The 25,543-nt window shown below is 64.9% G+C and carries 23 protein-coding genes and 4 pseudogenes; 17 read left to right on the forward strand and 10 right to left on the reverse strand.

All coding sequences use genetic code 11. The features are described from left to right. Positions 1 to 287: 287 nt before the first annotated feature. Complete coding sequence (gene corA / locus KTN05_RS14865) at positions 288 to 1,358, reverse strand: magnesium/cobalt transporter CorA (RefSeq protein ID WP_217330177.1); 1,071 nt, start codon at positions 1,356 to 1,358, stop codon at positions 288 to 290. 104 nt (positions 1,359 to 1,462) lie between these two features. Between corA and KTN05_RS14870 the strand changes: the two genes are divergently transcribed. Next, positions 1,463 to 2,500 carry a PHB depolymerase family esterase gene (locus KTN05_RS14870; RefSeq protein WP_217330178.1) on the forward strand — a complete coding sequence of 346 codons (1,038 nt, stop codon included), beginning with the start codon at positions 1,463 to 1,465 and terminating at the stop codon, positions 2,498 to 2,500. Positions 2,501 to 2,738: 238 nt separating this feature from the next. Continuing rightward, positions 2,739 to 3,842 (forward strand): Gfo/Idh/MocA family protein, encoded by a 1,104-nt coding sequence (locus KTN05_RS14875; protein ID WP_217330179.1) that lies wholly within the window; start codon positions 2,739 to 2,741, stop codon positions 3,840 to 3,842. 118 nt (positions 3,843 to 3,960) lie between these two features. Here KTN05_RS14875 and KTN05_RS14880 read toward each other — a convergent pair whose 3' ends face one another. After that, positions 3,961 to 4,311, reverse strand: coding sequence for a hypothetical protein (locus tag KTN05_RS14880; protein ID WP_217330199.1), 351 nt, complete (start codon positions 4,309 to 4,311; stop codon positions 3,961 to 3,963). Positions 4,312 to 4,377: 66 nt separating this feature from the next. Here KTN05_RS14880 and KTN05_RS14885 point away from each other — a divergent pair. From KTN05_RS14885 to KTN05_RS14895, 3 genes and pseudogenes are all read left to right on the forward strand, one after another. Continuing rightward, positions 4,378 to 4,572 (forward strand): annotated as a pseudogene (locus tag KTN05_RS14885) (IS3 family transposase); the annotation flags it as partial. A 131-nt stretch (positions 4,573 to 4,703) separates the two neighbouring features. Then, positions 4,704 to 5,909 carry an IS256 family transposase gene (locus KTN05_RS14890; RefSeq protein ID WP_217330180.1) on the forward strand — a complete coding sequence of 402 codons (1,206 nt, stop codon included), beginning with the start codon at positions 4,704 to 4,706 and terminating at the stop codon, positions 5,907 to 5,909. Positions 5,910 to 5,963: 54 nt separating this feature from the next. Further along, a pseudogene (locus KTN05_RS14895) lies at positions 5,964 to 6,167 on the forward strand (DDE-type integrase/transposase/recombinase); the annotation flags it as partial. Positions 6,168 to 6,377: 210 nt separating this feature from the next. Here the strand turns inward: KTN05_RS14895 and KTN05_RS14900 are convergent. After that, on the reverse strand, positions 6,378 to 7,661 hold the full coding sequence (locus tag KTN05_RS14900) for an IS110 family transposase (protein ID WP_217330196.1): 1,284 nt from the start codon (positions 7,659 to 7,661) through the stop codon (positions 6,378 to 6,380). Positions 7,662 to 7,796: 135 nt separating this feature from the next. Between KTN05_RS14900 and KTN05_RS14905 the strand changes: the two are divergent. The 5 genes and pseudogenes from KTN05_RS14905 to KTN05_RS14925 form a co-directional block, all read left to right on the forward strand. Continuing rightward, positions 7,797 to 8,150, forward strand: a pseudogene (locus tag KTN05_RS14905) (integrase core domain-containing protein); the annotation flags it as partial. A 483-nt stretch (positions 8,151 to 8,633) separates the two neighbouring features. Beyond that, positions 8,634 to 9,056, forward strand: a complete 423-nt coding sequence (locus tag KTN05_RS14910) for a hypothetical protein (protein ID WP_217330181.1) — start codon at positions 8,634 to 8,636, stop codon at positions 9,054 to 9,056. Positions 9,057 to 9,247: 191 nt separating this feature from the next. Continuing rightward, positions 9,248 to 9,571 (forward strand): four-helix bundle copper-binding protein, encoded by a 324-nt coding sequence (locus KTN05_RS14915; RefSeq protein WP_217330182.1) that lies wholly within the window; start codon positions 9,248 to 9,250, stop codon positions 9,569 to 9,571. Between the two features lie 37 nt (positions 9,572 to 9,608). Further along, entirely contained in the window at positions 9,609 to 10,115 is a 507-nt protein-coding gene (locus KTN05_RS14920; protein ID WP_217330183.1) for a DUF305 domain-containing protein, read from the forward strand. A gap of 85 nt (positions 10,116 to 10,200) precedes the next feature. Beyond that, positions 10,201 to 11,187, forward strand: coding sequence for a cation diffusion facilitator family transporter (locus tag KTN05_RS14925; RefSeq protein ID WP_217330184.1), 987 nt, complete (start codon positions 10,201 to 10,203; stop codon positions 11,185 to 11,187). Between the two features lie 86 nt (positions 11,188 to 11,273). Here KTN05_RS14925 and KTN05_RS14930 read toward each other — a convergent pair whose 3' ends face one another. Further along, a complete protein-coding gene (locus KTN05_RS14930) occupies positions 11,274 to 11,489 on the reverse strand; it encodes a heavy-metal-associated domain-containing protein (protein WP_217330185.1) in 216 nt (71 codons plus the stop codon). Positions 11,490 to 11,652: 163 nt separating this feature from the next. Here KTN05_RS14930 and KTN05_RS14935 point away from each other — a divergent pair, with 163 nt between their 5' ends. From KTN05_RS14935 to KTN05_RS14960, 6 genes are all read left to right on the forward strand, one after another. Further along, positions 11,653 to 14,202 carry a heavy metal translocating P-type ATPase gene (locus KTN05_RS14935; RefSeq protein ID WP_217330186.1) on the forward strand — a complete coding sequence of 850 codons (2,550 nt, stop codon included), beginning with the start codon at positions 11,653 to 11,655 and terminating at the stop codon, positions 14,200 to 14,202. Between the two features lie 140 nt (positions 14,203 to 14,342). After that, positions 14,343 to 14,795 (forward strand): Cu(I)-responsive transcriptional regulator, encoded by a 453-nt coding sequence (gene cueR, locus KTN05_RS14940; RefSeq protein WP_217330187.1) that lies wholly within the window; start codon positions 14,343 to 14,345, stop codon positions 14,793 to 14,795. Positions 14,796 to 14,851: 56 nt separating this feature from the next. Next, complete coding sequence (locus KTN05_RS14945) at positions 14,852 to 17,281, forward strand: heavy metal translocating P-type ATPase (RefSeq protein ID WP_217330188.1); 2,430 nt, start codon at positions 14,852 to 14,854, stop codon at positions 17,279 to 17,281. A 767-nt stretch (positions 17,282 to 18,048) separates the two neighbouring features. Next, positions 18,049 to 19,572: a DUF305 domain-containing protein gene (locus KTN05_RS14950; protein ID WP_217330189.1), complete on the forward strand. Its 1,524-nt coding sequence runs from the start codon at positions 18,049 to 18,051 to the stop codon at positions 19,570 to 19,572. 128 nt (positions 19,573 to 19,700) lie between these two features. Beyond that, positions 19,701 to 20,120, forward strand: a complete 420-nt coding sequence (locus KTN05_RS14955) for a cytochrome c (RefSeq protein WP_217330190.1) — start codon at positions 19,701 to 19,703, stop codon at positions 20,118 to 20,120. 111 nt (positions 20,121 to 20,231) lie between these two features. Then, a complete protein-coding gene (locus KTN05_RS14960) occupies positions 20,232 to 20,639 on the forward strand; it encodes a MerR family DNA-binding protein (protein WP_217330191.1) in 408 nt (135 codons plus the stop codon). Here the strand turns inward: KTN05_RS14960 and KTN05_RS14965 are convergent. The 5 genes from KTN05_RS14965 to KTN05_RS14985 all read right to left on the reverse strand — a co-directional run bounded on the left by KTN05_RS14965 (position 20,636) and on the right by KTN05_RS14985 (position 24,094). Continuing rightward, positions 20,636 to 21,115: a cytochrome c gene (locus KTN05_RS14965; protein WP_371823383.1), complete on the reverse strand. Its 480-nt coding sequence runs from the start codon at positions 21,113 to 21,115 to the stop codon at positions 20,636 to 20,638. The two genes, KTN05_RS14960 and KTN05_RS14965, sit on opposite strands and share 4 nt — an antisense overlap. 431 nt (positions 21,116 to 21,546) lie before the next feature. Further along, positions 21,547 to 22,263 (reverse strand): arsenical resistance protein ArsH, encoded by a 717-nt coding sequence (gene arsH, locus KTN05_RS14970; RefSeq protein WP_217330192.1) that lies wholly within the window; start codon positions 22,261 to 22,263, stop codon positions 21,547 to 21,549. Then, on the reverse strand, positions 22,256 to 22,672 hold the full coding sequence (arsC, locus tag KTN05_RS14975; protein ID WP_217330193.1) for an arsenate reductase (glutaredoxin): 417 nt from the start codon (positions 22,670 to 22,672) through the stop codon (positions 22,256 to 22,258). The genes arsH and arsC overlap by 8 nt, the downstream gene beginning before the upstream one ends. Next, positions 22,669 to 23,745: an ACR3 family arsenite efflux transporter gene (arsB, locus tag KTN05_RS14980; RefSeq protein WP_371823384.1), complete on the reverse strand. Its 1,077-nt coding sequence runs from the start codon at positions 23,743 to 23,745 to the stop codon at positions 22,669 to 22,671. Before arsB ends, arsC begins: the two co-directional genes overlap by 4 nt. Positions 23,746 to 23,761: 16 nt before the next feature. After that, on the reverse strand, positions 23,762 to 24,094 hold the full coding sequence (locus tag KTN05_RS14985; protein WP_217330194.1) for a helix-turn-helix transcriptional regulator: 333 nt from the start codon (positions 24,092 to 24,094) through the stop codon (positions 23,762 to 23,764). Between the two features lie 166 nt (positions 24,095 to 24,260). Here KTN05_RS14985 and KTN05_RS14990 point away from each other — a divergent pair, with 166 nt between their 5' ends. Further along, entirely contained in the window at positions 24,261 to 25,193 is a 933-nt protein-coding gene (locus KTN05_RS14990) for an Abi family protein (RefSeq protein WP_217330195.1), read from the forward strand. A gap of 135 nt (positions 25,194 to 25,328) precedes the next feature. Here KTN05_RS14990 and KTN05_RS14995 read toward each other — a convergent pair. Further along, a pseudogene (locus KTN05_RS14995) lies at positions 25,329 to 25,448 on the reverse strand (phage terminase large subunit family protein); the annotation flags it as partial. Between the last annotated feature and the right edge of the window lie 95 nt (positions 25,449 to 25,543).

A 25,543-nucleotide genomic window follows, 5' to 3' on the forward strand; every position in this document is an offset into this window, starting at 1 on the left:
GACGGTCACCCGAAAAGCGCCATCGAGGACCTCATGCCCTGGTGCTTCAACCAGCCGTCAAGCATCGCCGCATAGGGCAACGACCTCGCGCTTACAGCAGCTGACGCATTCTGCGTTGTGGGGGCGCAAACGGCTCCAGCTGACCAGGTCAGTTATCCGCAGTAGGGCTGGGTGCCGGACGACCCGCACATGCTGGCACTCTTCGCCTGGGATTGCTCCTTCAACCGCCGGTCCCGTGGCTTGCAGCTTGCCGGCTACCGACACGCCTCAAAATCCTTGAGCAATGCCTAAAGCCAGCCGCGCCGCTTGAAGTAGAGATAGGGCAGGATTGCAGAAAGGACCATCGTTCCGAGGGCGAATGGATAGCCATAGGTCCATTCCAGTTCCGGCATGAACTCGAAGTTCATGCCGTAGATCGAAGCGACCAAGGTCGGCGGCAGAAACACCACCGCAGCCACCGAGAAGATCTTGATGATCGCGTTCTGCTCGATGTTGATCAGGCCCAGCGTGGCATCCAGCAGAAACGTGATCTTCTGCGCCATGAAGCCCGAATGGTCGTTCAGCGACCGCACGTCGGCCACAAGCGCCTTGAGTTGCCCGCGGACCTCCTTGTCGGCCTGGGTAAGCTTTGGCCCGAGGAAGCCCAGAACACGCTCCAGCGTCGCCAGACTGTCGCGGATGTTCGAGGTCAGGTCGCCCTTGCGCCCGATCTCCTCCAGCGTGGTCTTGTAGTTGGCATCCTTCCGCGCTGCTGTCCCTTTCTGGCCGAACACGCTGCGCGAGATCGTGTCGATCTCGCGCCCCGCCCGTTCAAGAATGTCCGCCAGACGATCCACGATGGCGTCGAGCAGGCCAAGCAGGATCGTCTCGCCGCTGTTGAGACCGAGCGCGGTCTTTTCGGCGCGCTGCGAGAATGTGTTGAAGGCGCGCGGTTCGGTATAGCGGATCGTCACCAACCGGTGACCACAAAGGAGGAAGGTGATCGGCTGGATCACCACGTCGTCGGCATCGGTCTGCGACGGGATCAGCGCCGTCATGAAATGCCCGTCATCCTCGGAGTAAAGCCGCGAGGAAATCTCGATTTCCTCCATGTCTTCGCGGGTGGGCAATCCGAGACCCAATCGCTGTTCCAGCCCCGTCTCCTCCTCCCGGTTGGGGTTGAAGAGATCCCACCAGACTGCGGACTCGGCCTCTGCGGCGACAGGCTTCAGCCGATCTGCGGACAATTCGTATGCACGGATCATGGCGCCCCCGAAAACATCTGCTTGTGCGCCTATCCCTTTGGCACGGCGTCTTGAAGCCGGCCTGTCAGGAAAATGCACGCGACGCCGTCTGGCTCTTTCGGCGGCCAGAACCAATCAGGTTCATCAACGTGAGCGGCTTTGAATTGACCCGGCTCCCGTCTTGGGCGACGGATGGCTCGCATCTAATCACATTCCACGTCACGCGCGCGAGGCTTCTCATGGCCGATCTTCTCAAGACGATGGCCAGCGCGGCGCGGCGCGCCAGAAGGCGGCCCTTGTCCACCGTCCTGGCGCTTCCGCGTCTCCTGGCGCCGTCGACCCCGAAGCCCAAGCGCAAGCGGCGCGCATCGGCGTCGCCCACGGCCAGACGGAAGCAGTCCACGGTTCCGCCGCGTCCGGCGCCGGGTAGCTTTCTCACCGACACGTTCACCTGTCCGCAGGGCACGGTCGACTACAGGTTCTACACGCCGAAGGGCTCGGCACGCCGGCGTATGCCGCTGGTCGTCATGCTGCACGGGTGCTCCCAGTCGGCTCCCGACTTTGCGGCCGGCACCGACATGAACAGGTTGGCGGACGAGCTTGGCTTCCTGGTGCTCTATCCGCAGCAGTCGCCCAAGGCGAATGTCGGGCGGTGCTGGAACTGGCACGATCCGAAGAACCAGGCCCGGGGCAGAGGCGAGCCCGCCGTCATTGCGGCCCTGACCCGGCATGCGATGTCCCTTGGCCGAGCCAATCCCGCCCGCATCTACATCGCCGGCATCTCGGCCGGCGGGGCCGCGGCGGCCATCATCGGCGCCGCTTATCCCGACCTCTTCGCGGCGGTCGGCGTTCATTCCGGCCTGCCGCCGGGCAACATCCGGTCCCTGCGTTCGGCGATGTCGGCCATGCGCGGGAAGAACGGGCCCCAGCCGATCGGGAAACTGCCCCCGCAGTTGCCGACGATCGTTTTCCATGGCGACAGCGATCGCGTGGTGCATCCGTCAAATGCCGCCGGGTTCCTGAGAAATCTGGAACGGTCGCGTGCGGCGCCGCTGGTCTGCAAGACAAGCTACGGCCGCTCGCCGGGCGGCCGCGACTATACGCGGAAGATCCATGCCACCCGGGTCGGACAGACCCTTCTCGAAGAATGGACCGTGCATGGCAGCGGCCACGGCTGGTCGGGCGGCCGCGCCGCCGGCTCGCACACCGATCCCGCCGGCCCGGACGCATCGCGGGAGATGCTGCGCTTCTTCCTGTCTCGGCGGCGGTCCGGCTGAGCCGCAGGCCCGACCGGGCAGGTGCTCCTGCATCCTGCCATTTCTCTTGTCGACGCAGACGCGGCCAGCCAGTCGCCGTGTTTGCGTCGACGGGCTGGCCGCGGTACGACTGTGCTGATCGCCGCCTCTCATCGCCGTACCTCACCTGCGTCCGCATGAAGCTGCGCTTATGGTTGCGAGGGTCGGCCTAGACTCCATTCGGGCAGAAGCCTGGCACCAAGCTTAGAAGGAAAATCCTATGGGCAAGATTGGGGTCGGCATCATCGGCATTCAGCCAGATCGCAGCTGGGGCGCGATTGCTCATATTCCCGCTCTGCGAGAGCTTCCGGACAGCTACGACATCGTCGCGGTCAGCACCCGATCCGAGGAAAGTGCCCGAGCAGCCGCCGAGCATTACGGCGTTCCGCAGCATTTCTCATCAGCAGAAGCCCTTTGTGCGTGTGAGGACGTGGATCTTGTGGCTGTGACCGTAAAGGTCCCCGCCCATCGGGCACTGGTCAGCGCTGCTTTGGCGGCGGGGAAGCATGTCTATTGCGAATGGCCGCTCGGGAACGGCCTGGACGAGGCGATCGACATGGCGCGGAGGGCGAAGGAGGCTGGAGTTGTTGCTGCCTGCGGGATGCAGGCGCGCTTCGCCCCCGAGATTGCCTATGTTCGTGATCTCGTGGCTGACGGTTATGTCGGTGAGGTGCTGTCGTCGGCGGTAGTCGGCACGGGCGGGGTCTGGGGATCGGCGGTGCCGCCGGCCGATGCTTACACCGCGGACATCCGCAATGGGGCAACGATGCTGACGATACCGGTGGGGCACACGCTCGACGGCATCGTATCGGCGCTTGGCGAGGTCGTGGCAGTCTCGGCCACGCTTGCCAACCGCCGGCACGAGCAAATGGTCATCGGCGAGGACCGGATGGTTCCGCTGACCGCGCCAGATCAGGTGCTGGTGCACGCGACGCTCGAGAATGGCGCGCCGCTCGCGATCCACTACCGTGGGGGCACCACTCCTGGCACCGGCTTCTTGTGGGAGATCAACGGGACGGCAGGCACCTTGCAGCTGCGCGCCCAGACAGGTCATGCGCAGCTCGTCGGCTTGACGTTGTCGGGAGCGACGGGCGAGGAAGACGTGCTGCAGAAGCTGGAAGTGCCGGAACATTATCACGCCGGCCGCATACTTCCGAACCTGGTCGGAAATATCTACCGCATGTATCGTAGTCTTGCCGGCGACATCGCAACCGGATCGCGCAACTCTCCGACTTTCGACGATGCGGTAACCCGCCATCGCGTTCTGGCGGCGATCGAGACCTCAGCTGCGGATGGCGCCCGAACGGTTCAAGTCGACAGGTAATTCCGTCGGATAACGCGCCGGTGTTGTCGATCATGGGTTCTGCCTGATTGTTGCCTGTCGGTGTGCGGTCACGGCGCGCGCAGCCGGATGGCCGTCGCGGCTGCGGTGGTTGCCCGGATCATCCCAGCGGGATGCAGCTTGCCGGGACCGGACAGCTGAACTGAGATGCCAGCGAGCGGAGCGTCCCGCCCTCGTTGGGATCACGGCCCTGAATAAGCGGATGCCAGACACTGCCGGCGTTCGAAGCGTAGGTCGGCGGGTCCGTGTCCGGGTGGTTCGCCCAAACCCCATCCTTGCCGATCCACAACCCGCGCGTCGCCGGATCGAAGGCGAACATGAGCACGGCGCCCTTCCCAAACGTCGGACGGGAGAACAACTTGCGCGAGCCGGTCGCCGAACTGTCGCTCGACCAGATATCGCCGTTGCCCGAACCCCACTGCGCCACCTGTTCCGCGCTCGCGACCCCCATGTAGCCGTTGTAATTCGCGTTTGCCCCGTATTCCCCGGCGCATTCGACTTCCCAATACCGCCTCCCATCGCGCTCGCCACCCAGTATGGACGCTACGGCTACCGCCGCATCACCGCCCTGCTTCGGAATGCCGGCTGGACGGTGAACGTGAAACGGGTCGAGCGGATCTGGCGCCGGGAGGGGCTGAAGGTCCCCCAGAAGCAACCCCAAAAAGCAAGGCTCTGGCTCAACGACGGGTCCTGCCTCCGTCTCCGGCCAGAGCGGCAAACCAGGTAGCGTCCGAGAACGTGGTGGACTTTCACGCCGCGCTGGCGGTGTAACCGGGGTGGCCATCGAGGGCGTCGGTTTATGGTGGAGTTGCAAGCTTCAACCACGGACCGAAGGGGACCCCGATGACCGACACCAGCATGACCCTGATCGAACTGTTGCAAAAGCACGATGAGGGCGACTTCCTCCGCGCCGTGACCGAGGCGGTGCTCCAGACGCTGATGGAGCATGACGTCGAGGGCCTGATCGGCGCCGGGCGCTATGAGCGCGGCGATGGCCGGCAGACCTGGCGCAACGGCTATCGCGACCGCGAACTGAAGACCCGGATGGGGGCCTTGAACCTGCGGGTGCCGAAGCTGCGGCAGGGGTCGTATTTCTCCGGCTTCCTGGAGCCGCGCCGGACCTCGGAGAAAGCGCTGGTCGCTGTCATTCAGGAGGCCTGGATCGGCGGGGTCTCGACGCGGAAGGTGGACGATCTGGTGCAGGCGATGGGACTTTCGGGCATCTCGAAGAGCACGGTGTCCAAGCTTTGCAAGGACATAGACGACCGCGTGCAGGAATTTCTCGACCGGCCGCTCGCTGGCGAATGGCCTTACCTCTGGCTCGATGCCACCTACCTGAAGGTCCGGCAGGGCGGGCGCATCATCTCGGTCGCGGCCATAATCGCTGTTGCCGTGAACACCGATGGACGGCGCGAGATCATCGGCCTGAAGATCGGCCCCTCGGAAGCCGAAACCTTCTGGACCGACTTTCTGCGCAGCCTGAAAGGACGCGGGCTGGACGGCGTGAAGCTGGTGATTTCGGATGCGCACACGGGTCTGAAGGCAGCGATCGCCCGGGTGTTCGACGCGAGTTGGCAGCGCTGCCGCGTTCACTGGATGCGCAATGCTCTCGCTCACGTGCCGAAGGGCCAGCACACCGTGGTCGCCGCCGCCATCCGACAGGCCTTCACCCAGCCCGACCAGAAAGGCGCCATCGAGATCTGGCGTCACGTCGCCGACCAACTCCGTGCCCGCTGGCCGAAGCTCGCGAGCCTGATGGACGAGAGCGAGGCCGACGTGCTGGCCTACATGGCCTTCCCCGCCCAGCACAGAACGAAGTTGCACTCGACCAACCCACTGGAACGCTTGAACAAGGAGGTGAAGCGCCGTGCCGACGTCGTCGGGATCTTCCCGAACGAGGACAGCATCATCCGCCTGATCGGCGCCGTCCTGTTCGAACAGAATGACGACTGGCAGAGCCAGCATCGCTACATGATGGTGGAAGCCTTCAGCCAGATCGACGCCGTTCAGACCGACCCGCTTCTCAGCATCACCACACAGGCCGCCTGATCGATGACCTCAAATGGCCATCCCGCAAATTACACCAGCTTGACGGACGCGACCCCAAACCACGTCTGGTCCTATGACTTCGTCGAGGCCCGGACCCATGACGGGAGGAAGTTCCGCATGCTCAACCTGATCGACGAGCTCACCCGGGAATGCCTGGCGATCCGGATCGATCGCAGGCTCCGGTCGACGGACGTCATCGACGTGCTGTCGGATCAGTTCATCTTGCGGGGCGTGCCGGATCACATCAGGTCCGACAACGTCCTATGTCGGGAAGGAATTGCCGCTTGAGGCATCAGATCACGGGCATCCGAGCGACCGGATGCCCTGAAGAGGGTTGCCCAGGCGGGCTCCGCCGTCAAGAAGTGGTCTCTTCCATAGCAAATACAGGGTCGGCCATCGTGCCGCCCTCACCGTCCTCAAGACGAGATCCGAATTCCCAAGCGGAAGGCCCGAACATTATCTACGAGGTCAGGAAGCTGCCTCCACGGCTCTGCAGAGAGGGGTCCTTCCGCCCGGGCTCGCCCCCTCGAAGAAGGGGCGATAGGGTTCGCCGGATTTGATCACGGCGTGAATGGTGCGCGCCATCTTCGCGGCGATGGCGGTGTAGGCCTTGCGGCGCAGGTCGGGATTATGCCGGTCCTGCGAGATGTAGCGCTCGAACTTGTCGCGGAAGCTGTTGGCCGGCTTGAGCACGGCCGTCTGACCGGCCAGCCAGAGCGTGCGGCGCAGCCGGGCATTGCCATACTTCGAGATCTTGCTCCGGCCGCGGAACAGGCCTGACTGCACCGTCGCCAGATCCATGCCGCAGAACTTCAGGAACTGCCGGTGATGGCGAAAGCGCCGCAAGTCGCCGGCCTCGGCCAGGATGGCAAGCGCGTTGATCGGGCCGATGCCGGGGATCGAGCGCAGGAGCTGGTAATCGGGATGATCGCCGAGAAGCTCGACGGCGCGCGCCTCGATCGCGTTGCGGCTCTGGATGAGGCTGCGCCCCTGCGCCAGAACGAGGCGGAACATGCGGATGGCGTCCGAGTCCGGCGCCACCGGAAGGCCCACGGAACACTTTGATGTTTCGTAAATATCGGCCAGAAGGGCGGCCTTGCTCACGCGCCGGCCGATTACCGGCCACGCCGCCTGGACGAAGGCTTCCTTGTCCATGGCCGTGATCATGTGCGGCGACGGGAAGGCCTCGAGGAAGGCCAGGAACCAGTCGCCCCGTGAGCTTCGGTGAAACCGGTCCGCCTCCGGGAAGTAGAGCGGCAGGTAATGGGTCAGGATGCGATGCCAGAGTTCGGTGTTGGCCCGCGCGACCATCTCATAGGTCTTGGACAGTTCCTGTATGTCAGCAGTGCCCGCCACCAAAGGATCGTGAAAGACCTGGACAGCGCCGATCTGGAGCATGTGCAGGATGACCTGCGCATCCTTCGGGTCGTTCTTGTCCCAGCTGTTGTGCAGCGCCTCCCGGGTGCGGGCGAGTGCGACCGAGGAAACGAGCTTCAACTCGAACCCGGCAGCGCCGAGGGCGAACATCAGGGCGCGGTGATAATTGCCGGTCGCCTCGAACCCGATCGTCACGGGCAGTTCGAAGCCGCGCAGAGCCTCGATCAGGCGCCGGTAATCGGCCGCGGTGTTCATCACCGTCATCCGTCGCCGACGCGTCTTGCCGGGAACAGCGATCAGCACCTCATGGCGGTGCTTCGATATGTCGATGCCTACCAGAACGCTGGCATCCGCAGTATGCTCAACCTTGGCCATAGCCGGTCTCCTCTGTGGTGTGGTTCGCAAAACCACCATAGAGACCTGAGCCCCGGCTATGGCCGCCCGCTGCGCGATTTGCGGGCTTCGCGGGCGGCCATAGCCATCTTCAGCGCTACATTCCCAACATGCTATGGGACCGAGTTCACGAGCCGGGCCATCCTGAAATGGGCCGAGCAGAACGACGTCGCCTGGCACTACATCGACCCGGGCAAGCCGCAGCAGAACGCCTTCATCGAGTCATTCAATGGCAGCCTCCGCGACGAGCTGCTGAATGAGGAGATCTTCGACACCCTGGACGACGCCCGGCGCAAGCTCGCCCTCTGGCGCTACGACTATAATGCTGTTCGGCCGCATTCCTCCCTCGGCAACCTCACGCCGCTCGCAGCGCGCCGGACGCTTGCGCTACCTGATGGCGCCGCGCCCGGCGCGCTTGCCTCAAATCCACCCGAAGACTACCAATCTCAAACCCGCAGGCTCTCGTTATGACCGAGGGACCAACGGGGGGCAGGTCAAAACCCCTCGCCCCCGTCAAGCGCGCGGCCTTGCGTGGGGGAACCGGCGGTTCCCAAGACGGACGCGCCCCTTGGCGCGGCCCACCAAACCGGGGGCGTTCGGCTTGCCCGAATCCCCCCCGATGGCGCGAGCCCCGCATCAGCGGGGATCTCCGATCCTTCTTTCTTCTTTCCGAAGTGCTGCGTCAGGGGTCTAGGCGGGCAGTTACCCACAGCGGCTCACTCGCCTGCGATCCTTGATGGCGCGTCCCGCTCGCCGCTGCCGGGCCGAATGCGGCCCTTGGATAACTGCCCGTGTTCCACGTCAGGGATCGTAACCCGAATGGGCCGAGACAGGCGCACGCGCCTGGCTCGGGTGGAGGCCGCGCGCGGCCGAAACGAGAGCCCGGCCCGGCGTGCCGGGGACGCCCTCAAGCACCAGGCTGGAACGAGTCCTCGCCATCAGCGTTCCTGTGCCATGGGACGACCGGTCACCAGGACGAGAGTTGCTTCGGTCTGGCAGAAGTTTGCGAGTGCAATCGCAATTCTGGCGGTCGCGATGTTCGTGACGCATGGTGTAGCTGCCAAAGACGTACTTCCCCACGCCCACGATCATTCCGTTGCTCACCCCGAAACATCGCTCGTCACAGGTGATACTTCTGCCGAGCAGGGTGGGAACCATGAGCATTCGACGGCGGTCGACCACAAGCACGGCACTGCCAAGGATGGCACTGCTCCCTGCTGCGGAGAGGCGTGTCTGCTGGCGCTGATGCCGGACGTGGATACTCACCTGAACGAGCCTTGGGGCGTACCGACGAAATCCCTGTTCGTTGTCTCCTCATTGGCAGGGCACGACCCTGAAGGGCTGCGTCGTCCTCCACGCCTCCCCCATCGGATCTGATCGCATTCCATCAGGAGTGAAACGCCAGACCTGATTGAAGAGGTCGGTGCCACTCTCAAGCCTCAGAGGGGCGGATTGCGGTCAATGAACGCGGGGTTTTCGCCTTGCGTGCTCGATGGCGGTGAGACTGGCGCCGCGCTCGCCGCTTCCTGTTTCCGGCGCTTTCGCAACGGAGAATCCACATGCACCAGATGTCCACTGAAATGCAGAGCTGCATCGACGAATGCCAGCGCTGCCACAGCACTTGCCTCAGCATGGCCATGAACCATTGCCTGGAGGCAGGCGGCCGGCATGTCGAGCCGAAGCATTTTCGGCTCATGATGGCCTGCGCCGAGATCTGCCAGACCTCGGCAAACTTCATGCTGATGGGCAGCGATCTTCACAAGCGCACCTGCGCGGTCTGCGCCGAAGTCTGCGAGGAGTGCGCCCGCAGCTGCGAGCAGGTCGGCGACATGCAGAAATGCGTCGATGCCTGCCGCCGGTGTGCCGAGAGCTGCCGGAAAATGGCCGCCTGACCGCTACTGAAACCAGTTACATCAAAGGAGAACCTTCATGCGCAAGTTCAAGTCAGCCGCCACCTTCGTTGCCCTTCTCGCCGCGCCCGCGGCTCTCGCTCAGGAGAGCGGGACCGGGGGGCAGGCAGGCCACATGGCGGGACAGGAAGGCTCTATGTCCGACCTGTCGATCCTGCCGCAGGGCTGCCAGGACGCGATCCAGCAGTCCGGGATGCCGGGGATGTCGGGGATGATGCAGGGCATGGACATGTCCGGCATGATGGGCGGCATGGAAGGGATGGATGAGGCCCAGCAGGCCTCCATGCAGGCCATGATGAGGATGAACGTTCCGATGATGGCCACCCACACCATCAAGGACCCCGACCTTGCCTTCCACTGCGGGATGATTGCGCATCATGCCGGCGCCATCGCCATGGCCGAGGTCGAATTGAAGTATGGCGACGATGAGGAGTCGAAAGCGATGGCTCAGAAGATCATCGACGCTCAAGGCCCGGAAATCGAGGAGATGACCGCCTGGGTCGAGGAGAACGCGGGTCAGCAGTAAGAACCTCGGGCCGCCGGAGCTTGAAGCTGCGGCGGCCTCAACGACCGCAACGATGCATGGTGCGCGGTCAGCAGGAGGCAAACCCATGTCGATGTCTCACGGCGGCCATACGGGTCACCTGCCCGCGAGTGGTGATCGCAGGGCGCTCGTCATTTCGGGCTGGCTCACCGGCCTTTACTTCGTCGTGGAACTCGGGATCGGCCTCTGGACGGGCTCGGTTGCCGTCACGTCCGATGCCTTCCACACTTTCTCGGCCGTGGGCGGCGTGCTCATCGCTCTGGTCGCCATGCGTCTGGGAGAGCGGAAGTCCAGCCCCGCGCGCACCTTCGGCTACATTCGCGCGGAGATCCTGGGCGCGCTCTTCAACGGCCTCTTCCTCGTCGTCATGGCCCTTTACGTGCTGTGGATGGGGGCGATGCGCCTCATGGAGCCAATCGAGCTGGCCACGACGCCGATGCTGATCGCGGCAGCGGGCGGCATCGCCACCGAGCTTGTCGCGCTGTGGCTGATGTACGAGCGCCAGAAGGGCAACCTCAACATGCGGGGCGCCTACTGGCACATCCTGCAGACCTTTGTCGGCAGCTTCCTCATCATCATCTCGGCGCTGGTGATCCGGTTCACGGGCTTCCTCGCCATCGACCCGCTGCTCGGCATGCTCTTCGGCCTCGTCCTGCTCTGGGCCTCGTGGAGCATCCTGCGCGTGTCGCTGCACATCCTTCTCCAGGGCACGCCGGAGGACCTCGATCTGGAGGCCGCAATCGCGGCTATTCGGGAGATCGAGGGGGTGACCGACGTGCATCACGTCCATGCCTGGAGCCTGACATCCGGGCGCAACGTGTTCTCGAGCCACGTCTGCGTTCGGGACTGGCAGGACGGCGAGCGGGTGCTGAGGGAGGTGAACAACCTCCTGCGCGACCGTTTCAAGGTCTACTTCTCGACCACGCAGATCGAGGAATACTGCCTTGCCGTTGAGGAGGGAGCGGCCGAGATCGATATCACGCGGCCGAAGACAGGGCCCCGGCAAGCCGTTCGGGCAAGACCGGAAGAACGGAGCGCCCATCATGACCACTGACGCAACGGCGCTTGGCATCTTGACGCTTTCCGCCAGCACGACAGAAGGGCGATCCGCAAGCGGCGCCCTTCGCCTGCAAGACCGTCTTACGTTGTCGCTGGCTGACCCTTTCGCTCGGCCGGATAACCGGCTTCGGCGAGCGCCGCGACAATCGCCTGCTCTTCCGCATGCGTGGTGACCTTCACGTCACGCGCAGGTGGATCGGTGATGACCTCAGCCGCCGGATCGACGCTCAGGATGGCGTTGGTGACCCGACGTGCGCAACCGCCGCATGTCATGCCGGGAACAGTGAACTGGAACATGCGAACTCTCCTCGATGATGGTGTTCGCAAGCCGATGTGGCCCTTGCCACGATGGCAAGGTCAAGGGCGAAGGCGTGAAAAGATGATTCCGGCTGCAGGGTCTTGACCTTCCCATCGTTGGAAGCCCCATTTGGGGTGCAATGGATTGAGAAGGAAGACCGTTATGACAAGCGTCATTCCATTGCAACGAGGCGCCGGTGCCGGCTCCGCGCTCAGCATTCCCGTCGAGGGCATGACCTGCGCCTCCTGTGTCGGCCATGTGGAGAAGGCAATCGCCAAACTGCCAGCTGTGGCGAAGGTGAGCGTCAATCTGGCGACTGAGCGCGCTGATGTCGCCTTCACGGGCAAGCCCGATGCCGCCGCGGTCGTGCGCGCGGTTGAAGGCGCAGGTTATGCGGTGCCGGAGGTGACGGTCGAGCTGGGCGTGGCGGGAATGACCTGTGCATCCTGCGTCGCCCATGTCGAGAAGGCGGTAAAGGCCGTGCCTGGCGTCAATGCCGCCACGGTCAATCTCGCGACCGAGCGGGTCAGCGTGCGCCACCTCGCCGGTGTCGCCTCGGTCGAGGATCTGGAAGCGGCGATCCGCGGCGCCGGCTACGAGCCGCACCGGATCGGCGGCGACGATGCAGCAACCGACCGCGAGCGGCAGGCCCGCGAGCGCGAGCTGACCGGCCTTCGCCGGGCGACCCTGATCGCGGCGGCGCTGACCCTGCCCGTCTTCGTGATCGAGATGGGCTCGCACTTCGTGCCGGCGATCCATGACTTCGTGATGAACATGATCGGGACGCACACCAGCTGGCTCATCCAGTTCGTGCTGACCACCATCATCCTGTTCGGCCCGGGCCGCCGCTTCTTCCAGAAGGGCGTGCCCGCGATGTTGCGCGGCACGCCGGACATGAACTCGCTGGTGACGGTCGGCACATCTGCCGCCTGGGGTTATTCGGTGGTCGCGACCTTCGCGCCGCAGGTGCTGCCCGCGGGCACGGCAAACGTCTATTACGAGGCCGCTGCGGTCATCGTCACGCTGATCCTGCTCGGCCGCTACCTGGAGGCAAAGGCCAAGGGCCGCACCTCCGAAGCGATCAAGCGGCTGGTCGGGCTGCAGCCCAAGACCGCACGCGTCGAGCGCGACGGCCAGACGGTCGAAGTGCCGCTATCGGAGGTTCGCGCCGGCGACATCGTCCAGGTCCGCCCCGGCGACAGGGTGCCTGTGGATGGCGAAGTGATGGAGGGCTCGTCCTATGTCGACGAGTCGATGATCACCGGCGAGCCGGTGCCGGTCGCCAAGAGTGCCGGGGCGGAGGTCGTGGGCGGCACGATCAACAAGACCGGGGCCTTCTCGTTCCGGGCGACCAAGGTCGGCGCAGATACCGTGCTGGCGCAGATCATCCGCATGGTCGAAGAGGCGCAAGGCTCGAAGCTGCCGATCCAGGCGCTGGTGGACAGGGTGACGGCGTGGTTCGTGCCCGCCGTGATGGCGGTCGCCGCCCTCACATTCCTCGTCTGGCTGGTCTTCGGCCCCGAGCCCGCGCTCACCTTCGCGCTGGTCAACGCGGTGGCCGTGCTGATCATCGCCTGCCCGTGTGCGATGGGGCTGGCGACTCCCACCTCGATCATGGTCGGCACCGGCCGCGCGGCAGAACTGGGCGTCCTCTTCCGTAAGGGCGAGGCGCTGCAATCGCTGCGTGACGTCGCCGTGGTCGCGCTCGACAAGACCGGTACGCTGACCAGGGGTCGGCCGGAGTTGACCGACTTGACCCCGTCCGCCGGGTTCGAGCGTGACGAGGTTCTGGCGCTGGTTGCCGCCGTCGAGGCGAAGTCCGAGCATCCCATCGCGTCCGCCATCGTGGCGGCGGCCGGGGACCGCGGCTTGCGGATCGGCATTCCCGAGGGCTTCGACGCGGTGCCAGGCTACGGCGTCGCTGCCACTGTCGGCGGCCGCCATGTCGCGGTTGGCGCGGATCGCTACATGGCGAAGCTCGGCCATGACGTGGCGGCGTTCACAGGCGAGGCGGCGCGGCTCGGCGGCGAAGGCAAGTCGCCGCTCTATGCCGCGATCGACGGCAGGCTGGCGGCGGTGATTGCCGTCGCCGACCCGATCAAGGAGACGACGCCGGAGGCGATCCGCGCGCTGCACGATCTCGGCCTGAAGGTGGCGATGATCACCGGCGACAACCGCGCGACGGCCGAGGCCGTGGCGCGTCAGCTCGGCATCGACGAGGTGGTTTCCGAGGTGCTGCCGGACGGCAAGGTGAAGGCGATCCATGAGCTTCGGGCGGGTGGCCGCAAGGTCGCGTTCGTCGGCGATGGCATCAACGATGCGCCCGCGCTGGCGGAAGCCGATGTCGGGCTGGCGATCGGGACGGGCACGGACATCGCCATCGAATCGGCCGATGTAGTGCTGATGTCAGGCGACCTGCGCGGCGTGGTGAACGCGATCGCCCTGTCGAAGGCGACGATCCGCAACATCAAGCAGAACCTGTTCTGGGCCTTCGCCTATAACGCCGTGCTGATCCCGGTCGCGGCCGGGGTGCTCTACCCGGTGTCGGGCACGCTGCTCTCGCCGGTGCTGGCGGCGGGCGCCATGGCGCTGTCGAGTGTGTTCGTGCTGTCGAACGCGCTGCGCCTCAAGGCCTTCAAGCCGGTGCTCGCGGCCGAAACAGAAGTCGCAGATGCCGGAACCGAGGCGCAAGCCCGGCTGGCCGCCGCATGAATCGGGGCCGTCGAAGCACAGGCCGGGGCGGCAATCTCGCCCCGGCCTCCACCGCTCGAGCGTTGGCCGCGGGCGTCGGGTATCCCATATGACGAAGCCAAAGGCGTGACCGCGGAAGCTGCGGAAAAAGGGACAAGATCATGAATATCGGCCAGGCTTCCCAGGCATCCGGCGTCAGTTCCAAGATGATCCGCTACTATGAACAGACGGGCCTGATCCCCAAGGCGACGCGGCGCGACAGCGGCTATCGCGATTATGACGACGCCGATGTCCACCGCCTGCGGTTCATCCGTGGCGCGCGCGATCTCGGCTTCACCGTCGAGCAGATCGGCGAGTTGCTTGCCTTGTGGACCGACCACAAACGGGCGAGCGCCGACGTGAAGGCGCTGGCGCTCGGACACGTTGACACGCTGAAGCAGAAGCAGGCCGAGATCGAGGCCATGATCGCGACGCTGGAAACCCTTGCGGCGCGTTGCCACGGTGATGATCGGCCCGATTGCCCGATCATCGAGGGGCTCGCCGAAAATGATGGCCGCTCGTCCACCAAGGCGAAACCCCGCCGTTTCGGAAAAGTGGACGAACTGCGAGCGTAAAGAATGCAGTCGCTGGCGAAAGACAATTTAGGTATTTAACGCCGAGGAGGCGTGAAATGGCAAAAAAATCAGAACACAATCGCCAGGATCAGGCTTCCCTCGATCCAACTGTCCCTCGTGAGGTCGTCTTACACGATCATTCGGATCACGGTCGTGGGCCCGACGACGCTGCGGCTACGACCGACAGCGCGCATAAGGTCAAGGACCCGGTCTGCGGCATGATGGTCGATCCCCATGCGACGCAGCACAAGGCTGAGCACGCCGGCCGGCCCTATTACTTCTGTTCGGCGGGATGCCGCGCGAAATTCCTGGCAGAGCCAGAGCGCTACCTCGACCCGGCCGCTGCGGCGGCAAAGGCTGAGCCCCTGCCCGAGGGAACGATCTACACCTGTCCCATGCACCCCGAGATCCGGCAGGTCGGGCCGGGTTCCTGCCCGATCTGCGGCATGGGACTGGAGCCGGTGCTGGTCAGCCTTGAGGCGGAGCCCAATCTCGAACTGATCGACATGCGGCGCCGCTTCTGGATCGGGTTGGTGCTGACGGTCCCTGTGTTCATTCTGGAAATGGGCGGCCATTTCCTCGGGCTGGACCGCTACATCGATCAGCAGACCTCGAACTGGATCCAGCTGCTCTTCGCGACCCCGGTCGTCCTGTGGGCCGGGTGGCCCTTCTTCCAGCGCGGCTGGCAGTCGCTGGTCACGCGCAACCTGAACATGTTCACCCTGATCGCCATGGGCACGGGGGCGGCATGGGCCTACAGCGTCGTTGCGACGCTCGCGCCAGACATCTTTCCGGACGCCTTCCGTCAGCATGACGGGTCGGTCGCGGTCTATTTCGAGGCCGCAGCGGTCATCACCGTGCTCGTGCTACTGGGGCAGGTACTGGAACTCCGGGCGCGCGAGAGCACCAGCGGCGCGATCCGGGCACTGCTCGATCTCGCCCCAAAAACCGCACGGGTAATCCGTGATGACGGCACCGAAGAAGAGGTGCAGCTCGACACCGTCCATGTCGGCGACAGGCTGCGGGTGCGGCCCGGCGAGAAGGTGCCCGTGGATGGCGAGGTGCTGGAAGGCCGCAGCGCCGTCGATGAATCGATGGTGACGGGCGAGTCCATGCCGGTGACCAAGGAGGTCGGCTCGAAGGCGATCGGCGGGACCATGAACCAGTCCGGCGCGCTGGTGATCGAGGCCCGCAAGGTCGGCCGCGACACGATGCTGTCGCAGATCGTCCAGCTCGTCGCTGAGGCGCAGCGGAGCCGCGCGCCGATCCAGCGGCTGGCCGATCAGGTCTCGGGCTGGTTCGTGCCGGCGGTGATCGTGGTCGCGGTGCTCGCCTTCATCGCCTGGTCGATCTGGGGCCCGGAGCCGCGCTTCGCCTATGCGCTGGTGGTGGCGGTTTCGGTCCTGATCATCGCCTGCCCCTGCGCGCTGGGTCTGGCGACGCCGATGTCCATCATGTTCGGCGTTGGGCGCGGCGCGCAGAATGGCGTCCTGATCAAGAACGCCGAGGCGCTCGAGCATATGGAGAAGGTGGACACGATCATCGTGGACAAGACCGGCACGCTGACCGAGGGCCGGCCCGCCGTCACCGCCATCGTTCCGGCCCCCGGCTGGACCGAGCAGGAGGTCCTGCGCCTTGCCGCAAGCGTGGAACGCGCAAGCGAGCATCCGCTGGCGCTCGCCATCGTGCGGGCGGCGGAGGAACGTGACCTTGAGATCGCACCGGTGGCCGACTTCGACTCGCCCACCGGCAAGGGCGCACTCGGGTTGGTCGAAGGCAGGCGCATTCCGCTTGGCAATGCGAAGTTCCTTGCCGAACAGGGGGTCGATGTCGCGCCATTGGCCGCGCAGGCCGACCGGCTGCGCGAGGACGGGGCGACCGCGATCTTCATGGGCGTGGACGGGCAAGTTGCTGCCATCTTCGCCATCGCCGATCCGATCAAGCCCTCGACCCCGGAGGCGCTTGCCGCGCTGAAGGCGCAGGGGATCCGTGTCGTCATGCTCACCGGTGACAACTGGACGACGGCGAAGGCAGTCGCGCGCCAGCTCGGCATCGACGAGGTCGAGGCGGAGGTTCTGCCCGATCAGAAGAGCGAGGTCGTGCAGCGGCACAAGGCGGCGGGGGAGGTCGTGGCGATGGCGGGGGACGGTGTGAACGATGCCCCGGCGCTGGCTGCCGCCGATGTCGGCATCGCCATGGGCACCGGCACCGACGTCGCGATGGAGAGCGCGGGTGTGACGCTGCTCAAGGGCGATCTGACGGGGATCGTCCGCGCCCGCCGGCTGTCGCAGGCGGTGATGCACAACATCCGCCAGAACCTGTTCTTCGCCTTCATCTACAACGCCCTCGGCATCCCTGTGGCAGCGGGAGTCCTTTATCCCTTCTTCGGCATCCTGCTGTCGCCGATCATCGCGGCAGCCGCCATGGCGCTGTCGTCGGTCAGCGTGATCGCGAATGCGTCTCGGCTGCGGGGGGTGAAGCTGTGATGACCGGAAGGCGGCCAGAGTCGATCGTCAGCGCCTTCGACGGGCGGCATCATGTCGCAACCTGCCCTAGCCGCTTTCAGGTGTCGTCTTCCCGCACTACGTGGTGTGATGATGGCGCTGCCAGAAAATGGACCCTTTCCTGCTTCCTGAGCGGGCAAGAAGCCTGAGCCGGTCCAGAGGAAGGGAACGAACGGTCTGATGAACAGGGGTGCGACAAAGGGCATGAGGCTCCGCGGCTGCTGGAGGCAATGGCTCGCGACCGCATTGCTGTTCGTGGCTTTTGCCGCCCTGACTCTGCAGGCCGGAGCCCACTCTCTGCCAACAGAACACATGATCCATGCCGAGTCGGCCATCGCTGTAGCCCTGGACCAGAGCTGCGATCACTCCCATGCGGCTGCAGGATGTGTCCAGCCGATCTCGGGAGATCAGGACGCTTCCGGCAGCGGCGCGTCAGGTTCGCATGACGATTGCTGCAACCAGTCCTGCACGATCACTGCCCTTCTGCCCGAAGGCGCGCGGACCAATCCGCCTTCCGGCGATGAGCCTCTTCTTCGTATCTGGACAGATCGCTTGGGGCGATCGCCCGAGGGTATTCTGCGGCCGCCCCGTTCATCCATCGCTGCGTGAAGGCGTTCAGGGCCCGATAGGTCCACGCCGTCCGGCCGCTTCGGCCGACAGGCCAGCAACGCCATCCAGACATCAACGATTACGGGGAACCACGCGTCCGCTGCATGACGCTGCCTCCCCGACAGCATGGATGAACAGCAATGAAACGAACTGCAATCGCACTTTCCGTTGGCCTCGCGGCAGGGCTGCCCGCCGCTGCCTTGGCCCAGGCCGAGCATGACACCCACCACCCTGCACAGGCGCAGGAACAGGCCGCCCCGCCTGCCGCCCCGACGATGCCGATGCCGGGTATGCCAGACCAAATGCGGACCATGATGCAGGCGATGCCTGCCGAGTGCATGAGCGCCATGCAGCAGATGATGCAGGGCGGGATGATGCACGGTGCGGCCGATGCATCGAAGGCTGCCGGAACGGCGCCAGCGGACGGGAACGTTCCCGATTTCACCCGCGCCTATGTGGATGCCATGGACGCGATGCACGGGCCGATGATGGGGGGCGTCATGGCCGATGACCCCGACACGGCCTTCGTGCGGGGCATGATCCCGCATCATCGGGGCGCGATCGACATGGCGCGGATCGTGCAGCAACACGGCGATGATCCACAGACGAAGGCTTGGGCCGAGCAGGTCATCGCGGCGCAGGAGCGCGAGATTGCCGAGATGGAAGCCTGGCTGAAGGAGAAGGGCAGCTCTGAGACCATCGACTTCGGCCAGACGGGCGGCACCGTCTGGTCCGCCGACGAAGGCAGCAGCTCGGTCAGCGCCATCGACCTGGCCACCGGCACCGTGACCACGACGCCGATCCCGGTGGCGCCCCATAACGTCGATCTGACGCCGGACGGGCGCCTCCTGCTGGCGGTCGGCACCCCGACCGCTGGTGACCACGGGGATGGGCACGATCATGCCGGCGGCGATACCGCGGGCCTTCTGGTGATGCTCGATCCGCAGGATCTGTCGAAGCCCGCGGCCACGGTCGAGGTCGGTTCGCATCCCGCCCATGCGGTGGCCGACCGGCAGGGCCGCGCCTTCGTCTCGCTGTCGGGCAGCGACGAGATCGCGGTGGTCGATCTCGCGCAGGGTGCCGTCGCCACCCGCATCGGCACCGGCGCATATCCGCACGGGCTTCGCCTCAGCCCTGATGGCGCCGAGCTTTACGTCGCCAATGTCGAGGATGGAACGGTTTCGGTCATCGACACGGCCAGCCTCACCGAGGCGGCACGCATCCCGGTGGGCACGGCGCCGGTTCAGGTCGGCTTCACCCCTGATGGCAGCCAAATCTATGTCTCACTGCGCGACGAGAACCGCGTGGCGATCATCGACACCGCCTCGCGCGAGGTCACGGACAGGATCGAGGTGGGTCCCAATCCGATCCAGATGATCGCAACCCCCGACGGCAGGCAGGTCTATGTCGCCAATCAGGGGACCGAGGCCGCGCCGAACGATACCGTGTCGGTGATCGACACGGCGACCGGTGAGGTGGTCAACACGCTGAAAACCGCTCCTGGCGCGCATGGTGTGTCGGTTTCGGCGGACGGCGCCTTCGTGTTCGTGACCAACATCGCGGACGACAGCGTCTCGGTTATCGACGTCGCGCGCCAGGAGGTCGTCGGATCGGTGCCGGTGGGCGACCGCCCGAACGGCATCGTTCACGGGCCGTCGAACTGATCGGATTGCAGAAGCTGGCGCCGAATTTCCCGGCGCCAGTCCGATCCAGGCCACCTCACCAAACTTAGCCTCTCCGGCACTGCTCGCGCGGCTGTCCCGCCGCGCGAGCCAATCAGAGGAAAGACATCATGCGAACTGTTCTTGTTGCGGCGATCGCCGCGATCGCCACAGGTGGTGCCTGGTGGCTCTGGGGCCAATCCGATGCCGCAAGACCGGCGGAAGAGGGCCAGGCCCTTGTCATTGTGACCATGCCGTCCACGTTGTCACCCGAAGCCCAAGCCGGTCAGCAGGCCTTCGCCGCCAACTGCGCTTCCTGCCACGGCACCGATGCCGAAGGGCGGGCGGGGATTGCGCCACCGCTCATCCACAAGATCTACGAACCAGGCCACCACGGCGACATGGCTTTCGTCCTGGCAGCACGCAACGGGGTGCGTGCCCATCACTGGCCCTTTGGAAACATGGCCCCGGTTCCGGGACTCGCGGACGCCGAGTTAGCTGACATCATCCGCTTCGTGCGCGAGGTTCAGGTTGCGAACGGCATCCGGTAAACCGCTGATCTTTGGCAACCTTGCCGTGATCGAGGGGATGTCCCGGCTGCGGCATTGCCGCATACTTGGCCGGCGTGCACGTGGCATCCTTCGCGGCAAGGGAGGACTGGAATGAACATCGCCGAAGCCGCGCGCGCGTCGGGTCTCACCTCCCAGACGATCCGATACTATGAGGACATCGGTCTTGTGACCCCGCAGCGCGGGCCAAACGGCGATCGCCATTTCAGCCACGATGATGTCCACCGGTTGAAGTTCCTCAGCCGTGCGCGACGGCTGGACTTTTCGCTGCAGGACTGCCGCGACCTTCTGATGCTGAATGAAGACACGAGCCGCAGCAACGCCGACGTGCGCGAGATCGCCGCGCGCCATCTCGCCCAAGTCGACGAAAGGCTGGCTGATCTGTCACAGCTGCGTGGTGCCTTGCAGCGCCTCATCGAGAGCTGCGCGGGCGATGGGCAGCCGGATTGCTCGATTCTCGATGCACTGGCAGGAGATTGCACTGTCCCGAGCCGGGCCTAGCCGCCATTCCGTTCGGCCTGGATGGCGCGTATCCGGTCAGGCCAAGTCGATTTGATGAACGCGAGGATGGCGGCGATGTCGCCGTCCTCTAGGATCTCGCCAAAGGCCGGCATGCCCGATGTCATGGACACGCCCGTGTCATCCAGAACGGCCTGGCCGCCCCAGCGGATATAGTCCGTCAGCATGGCGTCGTCATGGTGCCAGGTGTGGCCGGATGCGTCATGCGGCGGGGCAGGGAGAACGCCGCTTTCGTCAGCAATCTGCCAGTCGGGCTGACCTTCGAGATGGGCTCCGTGGCAGGTCGCGCAATGCTCGGCATAAAGTTCGGCCCCGCGCTGCAGCTCGGCACTCCTGATGTAACTCCATCCCGCCCAGACGGCCACGCACGCGAAGGCTGCGGCGAGCAGCCATTTCGCCAAGAGGGAGAGGGCAAACGAATAGCTTCTGGCCATGGTTGGCAGATTGTTGACCTTCACGCGAAGGTCAACATCAGGAAGTTCTTGGCGCGCCTTGACCTTCCCGCGCTGGAAGCTCCCATCTGCTCAGGCGTGAGAAGAGCCAAGGAAGGTCTCATGCGTTTCCATCTCCCCAACAGAACTGCGGCGGCTGCGCGCGCAGCGTCACCCGCGCCATCCAGTCGGTCGATGCAGATGCCCGTATCGTAATCGATCAGAACCGCCGCGAGGTCGAGCTGACCAGCGATCTGCCGCGTGACTGCTTTGCGTCCGCCCTTGCTGCAGCGGGCTTCCCTGTAGCGCCGGCAACCGGCTGACCATACGCATTCACCACTTCTACCCGTCGGGGGTACTGCCTTCGCCGGGCAGCGGTCGCATCATCGACGCCATCATCGTCGTGCCTGAACGCGGTGCAGGTGACGGCATTGAGGAAGGGAGTAATCTGCAGCAGCTCAGATGCTCTTCAGGCCCACCCTCGCTTCGAGCTTGGCAGCTTCCTCCTTCCGCTCGCTGTAGCGGCTGGTGAGGTAGTCCGAGTTGCCCCGCGTAAGGAGGGTGAACTTCATCAGCTCCTCCATGACGTCCACCACTCGGTCGTAGAAGGCGGAAGGCTTCATGCGACCCGCCTCGTCGAACTCCTGCCATGCCTTCGCGACCGAGGACTGGTTGGGGATCGTGACCATCCGCATCCAGCGCCCGAGCACGCGCATCTGGTTCACGGCATTGAAGGACTGCGAGCCACCCGACACCTGCATGAGCGCGAGGGTGCGTCCCTGCGTGGGCCTAATTGCGCCCAAGGCCAGTGGAACCCAGTCGATCTGCGCCTTCATCACCCCGCTCATGGCTCCGTGCCGCTCCGGGCTGGTCCAGACCTGGCCCTCGGACCACAGCATGGCCTCGCGCAGCTCCACTACCTTGGCATTGGAGGCCTCGGCATCATCCGGCAGGGGCAGGCCATCGGCATGGTAAACCCGCGTCTCGGCCCCCATGGCGTCCAGAAGGCGCTGTGCCTCGAAGGTCAGGAGGCGCGAGTAGGATCGTTCGCGCAACGAGCCGTAGAGCAGCAGGATGCGCGGCGGGTGTGTGGGCATCGACGCTGCCAGCCGAGCGGGGTCCGGCCGCTCAAAGGCGTCGGCAGCAAGGTCGGGAAGCTCGGTTTTCTCAAGCATTGCGTCCGCCCACCCGGTGAACCGCCTCGCCGTTCTCCTTGACGAACTCCGCCACGGGATGGTCGAGAAGGTCGAGGACCGCCTCGGACGGCCGGCAGAGCCATGTGCCCTTAGGCGTCTCCACGATGGGGCGGTTGATGAGGATCGGATGCGCCAGCATGGCGTCGAGGAGCTGGTCATCTGACAGCGAGGGGTTGCTCAGGCCCAGGTCGGCGTAAGGGGTGCCCTTCTCGCGCAGCAATTCGCGCGGGGTGATCCCCATGGCCGCGATCAGGTCTTTCAGGCGCTCGCGGCTTGGAGGCTCTTTCAGATACTCGATGACGACCGGATCCTCGCCGCTGGCCCTGATCATAGCCAAGGTGTTGCGTGAGGTGCCGCAGGCGGGGTTGTGCCAGATGGTGACGGTCATGGCCGGCGCGTCCTTTCGGGAAACCAGTGGCGGGTGCGGTTGGCGAAGGCCACGAGCGAAAGCATCACCGGCACCTCGACGAGGACGCCCACGACAGTGGCGAGCGCTGCCCCCGAGTTCAGGCCGAAGAGGCTGATCGCCACCGCCACCGCCAGCTCGAAGAAGTTCGAGGTGCCGATCATCGCGCAGGGCGCGGCAATGTCGAACGGCACCCGCAGCGCCCGCGCCGCGCCATAGGCGATGGCAAAGATGCCGTAGCTCTGAATCAGCAGGGGCACAGCGATGAGCACGATCACCAGAGGGTTTTCGAGGATCTTCTCGCCTTGGAAGCCAAAGAGCAGCACCACGGTGATCAGAAGCGCCGCCATGGTGAGGGGCTTGATGCGGTCCCGGAAGGCCTCAACAGCCGCCACCCCGCCATGCGCCACGAGGCGGTTGCGGGTGAGGATGCCGGCCGCGAGCGGCACGACGATGTAGAGCAGCACGGACAGCAGCAGGGTGTCCCATGGAACCACGATGTCGGTGACGCCCAGAAGCAGCGCCACGATGGGGGCGAAGGCCACGACCATGATGAGATCGTTCACGCTCACCTGCACGAGGGTGTAGGTCGGATCGCCCCGGGTGAGGTTCGACCAGACGAAGACCATGGCGGTGCAGGGCGCGGCGCCGAGCAGGATCACCCCGGCGAGATAGGCCTGCGCGTCATCGGGCGGGATGAGGCCGGCGAAGATATACTCAAAGAACAGCACGCCCAAGGCGCCCATGGTGAAGGGCTTGATGAGCCAATTCACCACCAAGGTGATGACCAGCCCCTTTGGTTCCTCGCCCACCCGGCGGATCGAGCCGAAATCGACGCCCACCATCATCGGGTAGACCATGGCCCAGATCAGCACGGCGACGGGCAGGTTGACGGAAGCGACCTCCATCCGGGCAAGGCCCGCGAACAGGCCGGGCGCGAGGTTGCCCAGCACGATCCCCGCCACGATGGCACCGGCGACCCAGAGCGAGAGCCAGCGCTCGAAGGTGCCGAGCCCCCCTGCGGGGGCGGATGCGTCGGCCATGTGGTCCGTCATGAAGATCTCCGGGAAATCAGCAGCAGGGCGCAAGCTCGGCCACGAGCGGCGCGCACAGCTCGGCGCGGCCGCCGCAGCAATCCTTGAGCAGAAAGAGGGTGAGCGCCCGCAGGCGCTCAAGGTTGGCGCGGTAGATGATCGAACGGCCATCCCGTTCGCCTGCGACGAGGCCTGCGTGGGAGAGGATCGTGAGGTGGGCCGACAGGGTGTTGGCCGGCACATTCAGCGTGCGGGCCAACTCTCCGGCGGGAAGGCCCTCGGGTTCGTGATGCACAAGGAGCCGGAAACATTCCAGCCGGGTCGGCTGGGCCAGGGCAGACAGGGCGGCGATGGCGTAAGATGATTCCATACGTCTGGAATAATAGAATTTTTAGGGATGCACAAGGCTCAAGGCTCTTCCGTTGCTTGCAGGACGCCCGTAAACAATGGCAGCTACCGCCTGGCTGCGGTTCCTATTGACATTCCGCACGTCTGAGGGCATATGAGGGACAACAGACCCGCCACGCCTCTCCACGATGCGCAACAGGCGGGTTTTTTTATTGCCACGCGTTCCCTTTCAGAAGCCGGCTCTGAACCTCGCCGCGCAACTTGCCCTGCTGCAGCAACGCGGCATGATCATCGCCGATCCGGCAAGGGCTGAGCACTACCTCCGCTTTATCGGGTATTATCGCCTCTCCGGCTACTGGTTCCCGTTCCAGTACCGCGACGGCTCAAGGGCGCATGACGACTTCCGCCCTGGGACCGACTTCGAGACCGTGCTTGATCGCTACGTCTTCGATCGCAAACTTCGTATCCTCATCATGGACGCGGCCGAACGCATCGAGGTGGCCGCCAGAACCACCGTCTCGAACACCTTGAGCGAGCGCTTCGGCCCACACTGGTACCTGGCTGCCGCCCGCTTCAGACCCGGATTTCTGCACGCGGACTTCCTGCGCCGGGCGCGGAAAGAGACCGGAATCTCCCCTGTAAATGCGCACAAGCAGCCGGACTTCATCAGACATTACCTGCAACGGTATGACAGGCCGGCGGAACCACCCAGCTGGATGGTCTTCGAGGTTCTGCCGTTCGGGAGCGTCTCGCTTGTGTTCGCCAATATGGTCGATTCAGAGAAGAAGGCGATCGCAGAAGAGTTCGGGCTGCCGCGCGACCGGCTGCAATCCTGGCTGCACGCCGCATCGCACCTTCGCAACCTTTGCGCCCATCATAGCCGTGTCTGGAACCGCGAGTTCGGGATTGTACCTTCGGTTGCCAAGTCCGAGAAGAACCATGTCACGCAGCCGAAGCGCTTCTACAATCATGCGGTGGCTATCCAGACGCTGCTGAAGACGATTTCGAGCGACACTCATTGGGCCGACCGCTTGTCGGCCCTGTTGGCAGAACATCCGGACATCCCTCTGCCAACCATGGGATTTCCTCAGGATTGGCGGGATCAGATCATCTGGCGATGACCAGAGCGGCCCCTTGCAAAGCAAGCATCCTGAAGGGCGAAAGGCCCTCAGGGTAAAGATCCGGGGTGAGGCATCAACGAGTGGCGCCGGGCCATCCGGGCGCCAGAGCGCCGCGCTCCATGTCGCCGCCTGCGTCTCAGGCAGCGGCGTCGAGACCATGAACACCTTGCGCCGGTGCGAGAAGGTGGTGGTCCGTGCCTCGGCCAGGGTGACCGGATCGCCTTCCTCGTCCGCCGAGGCCGGATAGGCGTCGACCGTAAGCGCCACGGCGCTCTCCTCCTGCCGCTGCTGATCTGATCGGTCCATTCTCCGCGGGTGGGCATGGCGCGAAGGAGTTGGTTTTGGAGATA

The organism is Paracoccus sp. Z118 (assembly GCF_019061185.1).
GTDB lineage: Bacteria > Pseudomonadota > Alphaproteobacteria > Rhodobacterales > Rhodobacteraceae > Paracoccus.

What these genes read in the sequence shown, in the direction of transcription:
- KTN05_RS14930 (WP_217330185.1), bottom strand. Translation starts at nt 11,489, where the DNA reads ATGTTCCAGTTCACTGTTCCCGGCATGACATGCGGCGGTTGCGCACGT.
- KTN05_RS14870 (WP_217330178.1), top strand. Translation starts at nt 1,463, where the DNA reads ATGGCCGATCTTCTCAAGACGATGGCCAGCGCGGCGCGGCGCGCCAGA.
- KTN05_RS14890 (WP_217330180.1), top strand. Translation starts at nt 4,704, where the DNA reads ATGACCGACACCAGCATGACCCTGATCGAACTGTTGCAAAAGCACGAT.
- KTN05_RS14875 (WP_217330179.1), top strand. Translation starts at nt 2,739, where the DNA reads ATGGGCAAGATTGGGGTCGGCATCATCGGCATTCAGCCAGATCGCAGC.
- KTN05_RS14935 (WP_217330186.1), top strand. Translation starts at nt 11,653, where the DNA reads ATGACAAGCGTCATTCCATTGCAACGAGGCGCCGGTGCCGGCTCCGCG.
- KTN05_RS14960 (WP_217330191.1), top strand. Translation starts at nt 20,232, where the DNA reads ATGAACATCGCCGAAGCCGCGCGCGCGTCGGGTCTCACCTCCCAGACG.
- KTN05_RS14920 (WP_217330183.1), top strand. Translation starts at nt 9,609, where the DNA reads ATGCGCAAGTTCAAGTCAGCCGCCACCTTCGTTGCCCTTCTCGCCGCG.
- KTN05_RS14985 (WP_217330194.1), bottom strand. Translation starts at nt 24,094, where the DNA reads ATGGAATCATCTTACGCCATCGCCGCCCTGTCTGCCCTGGCCCAGCCG.
- KTN05_RS14950 (WP_217330189.1), top strand. Translation starts at nt 18,049, where the DNA reads ATGAAACGAACTGCAATCGCACTTTCCGTTGGCCTCGCGGCAGGGCTG.
- arsC (WP_217330193.1), bottom strand. Translation starts at nt 22,672, where the DNA reads ATGACCGTCACCATCTGGCACAACCCCGCCTGCGGCACCTCACGCAAC.
- cueR (WP_217330187.1), top strand. Translation starts at nt 14,343, where the DNA reads ATGAATATCGGCCAGGCTTCCCAGGCATCCGGCGTCAGTTCCAAGATG.
- KTN05_RS14910 (WP_217330181.1), top strand. Translation starts at nt 8,634, where the DNA reads ATGGGACGACCGGTCACCAGGACGAGAGTTGCTTCGGTCTGGCAGAAG.
- KTN05_RS14900 (WP_217330196.1), bottom strand. Translation starts at nt 7,661, where the DNA reads ATGGCCAAGGTTGAGCATACTGCGGATGCCAGCGTTCTGGTAGGCATC.
- KTN05_RS14955 (WP_217330190.1), top strand. Translation starts at nt 19,701, where the DNA reads ATGCGAACTGTTCTTGTTGCGGCGATCGCCGCGATCGCCACAGGTGGT.
- KTN05_RS14990 (WP_217330195.1), top strand. Translation starts at nt 24,261, where the DNA reads ATGCGCAACAGGCGGGTTTTTTTATTGCCACGCGTTCCCTTTCAGAAG.
- KTN05_RS14915 (WP_217330182.1), top strand. Translation starts at nt 9,248, where the DNA reads ATGTCCACTGAAATGCAGAGCTGCATCGACGAATGCCAGCGCTGCCAC.
- KTN05_RS14925 (WP_217330184.1), top strand. Translation starts at nt 10,201, where the DNA reads ATGTCGATGTCTCACGGCGGCCATACGGGTCACCTGCCCGCGAGTGGT.
- KTN05_RS14880 (WP_217330199.1), bottom strand. Translation starts at nt 4,311, where the DNA reads ATGGGGGTCGCGAGCGCGGAACAGGTGGCGCAGTGGGGTTCGGGCAAC.
- KTN05_RS14945 (WP_217330188.1), top strand. Translation starts at nt 14,852, where the DNA reads ATGGCAAAAAAATCAGAACACAATCGCCAGGATCAGGCTTCCCTCGAT.
- arsH (WP_217330192.1), bottom strand. Translation starts at nt 22,263, where the DNA reads ATGCTTGAGAAAACCGAGCTTCCCGACCTTGCTGCCGACGCCTTTGAG.
- arsB (WP_371823384.1), bottom strand. Translation starts at nt 23,745, where the DNA reads ATGACGGACCACATGGCCGACGCATCCGCCCCCGCAGGGGGGCTCGGC.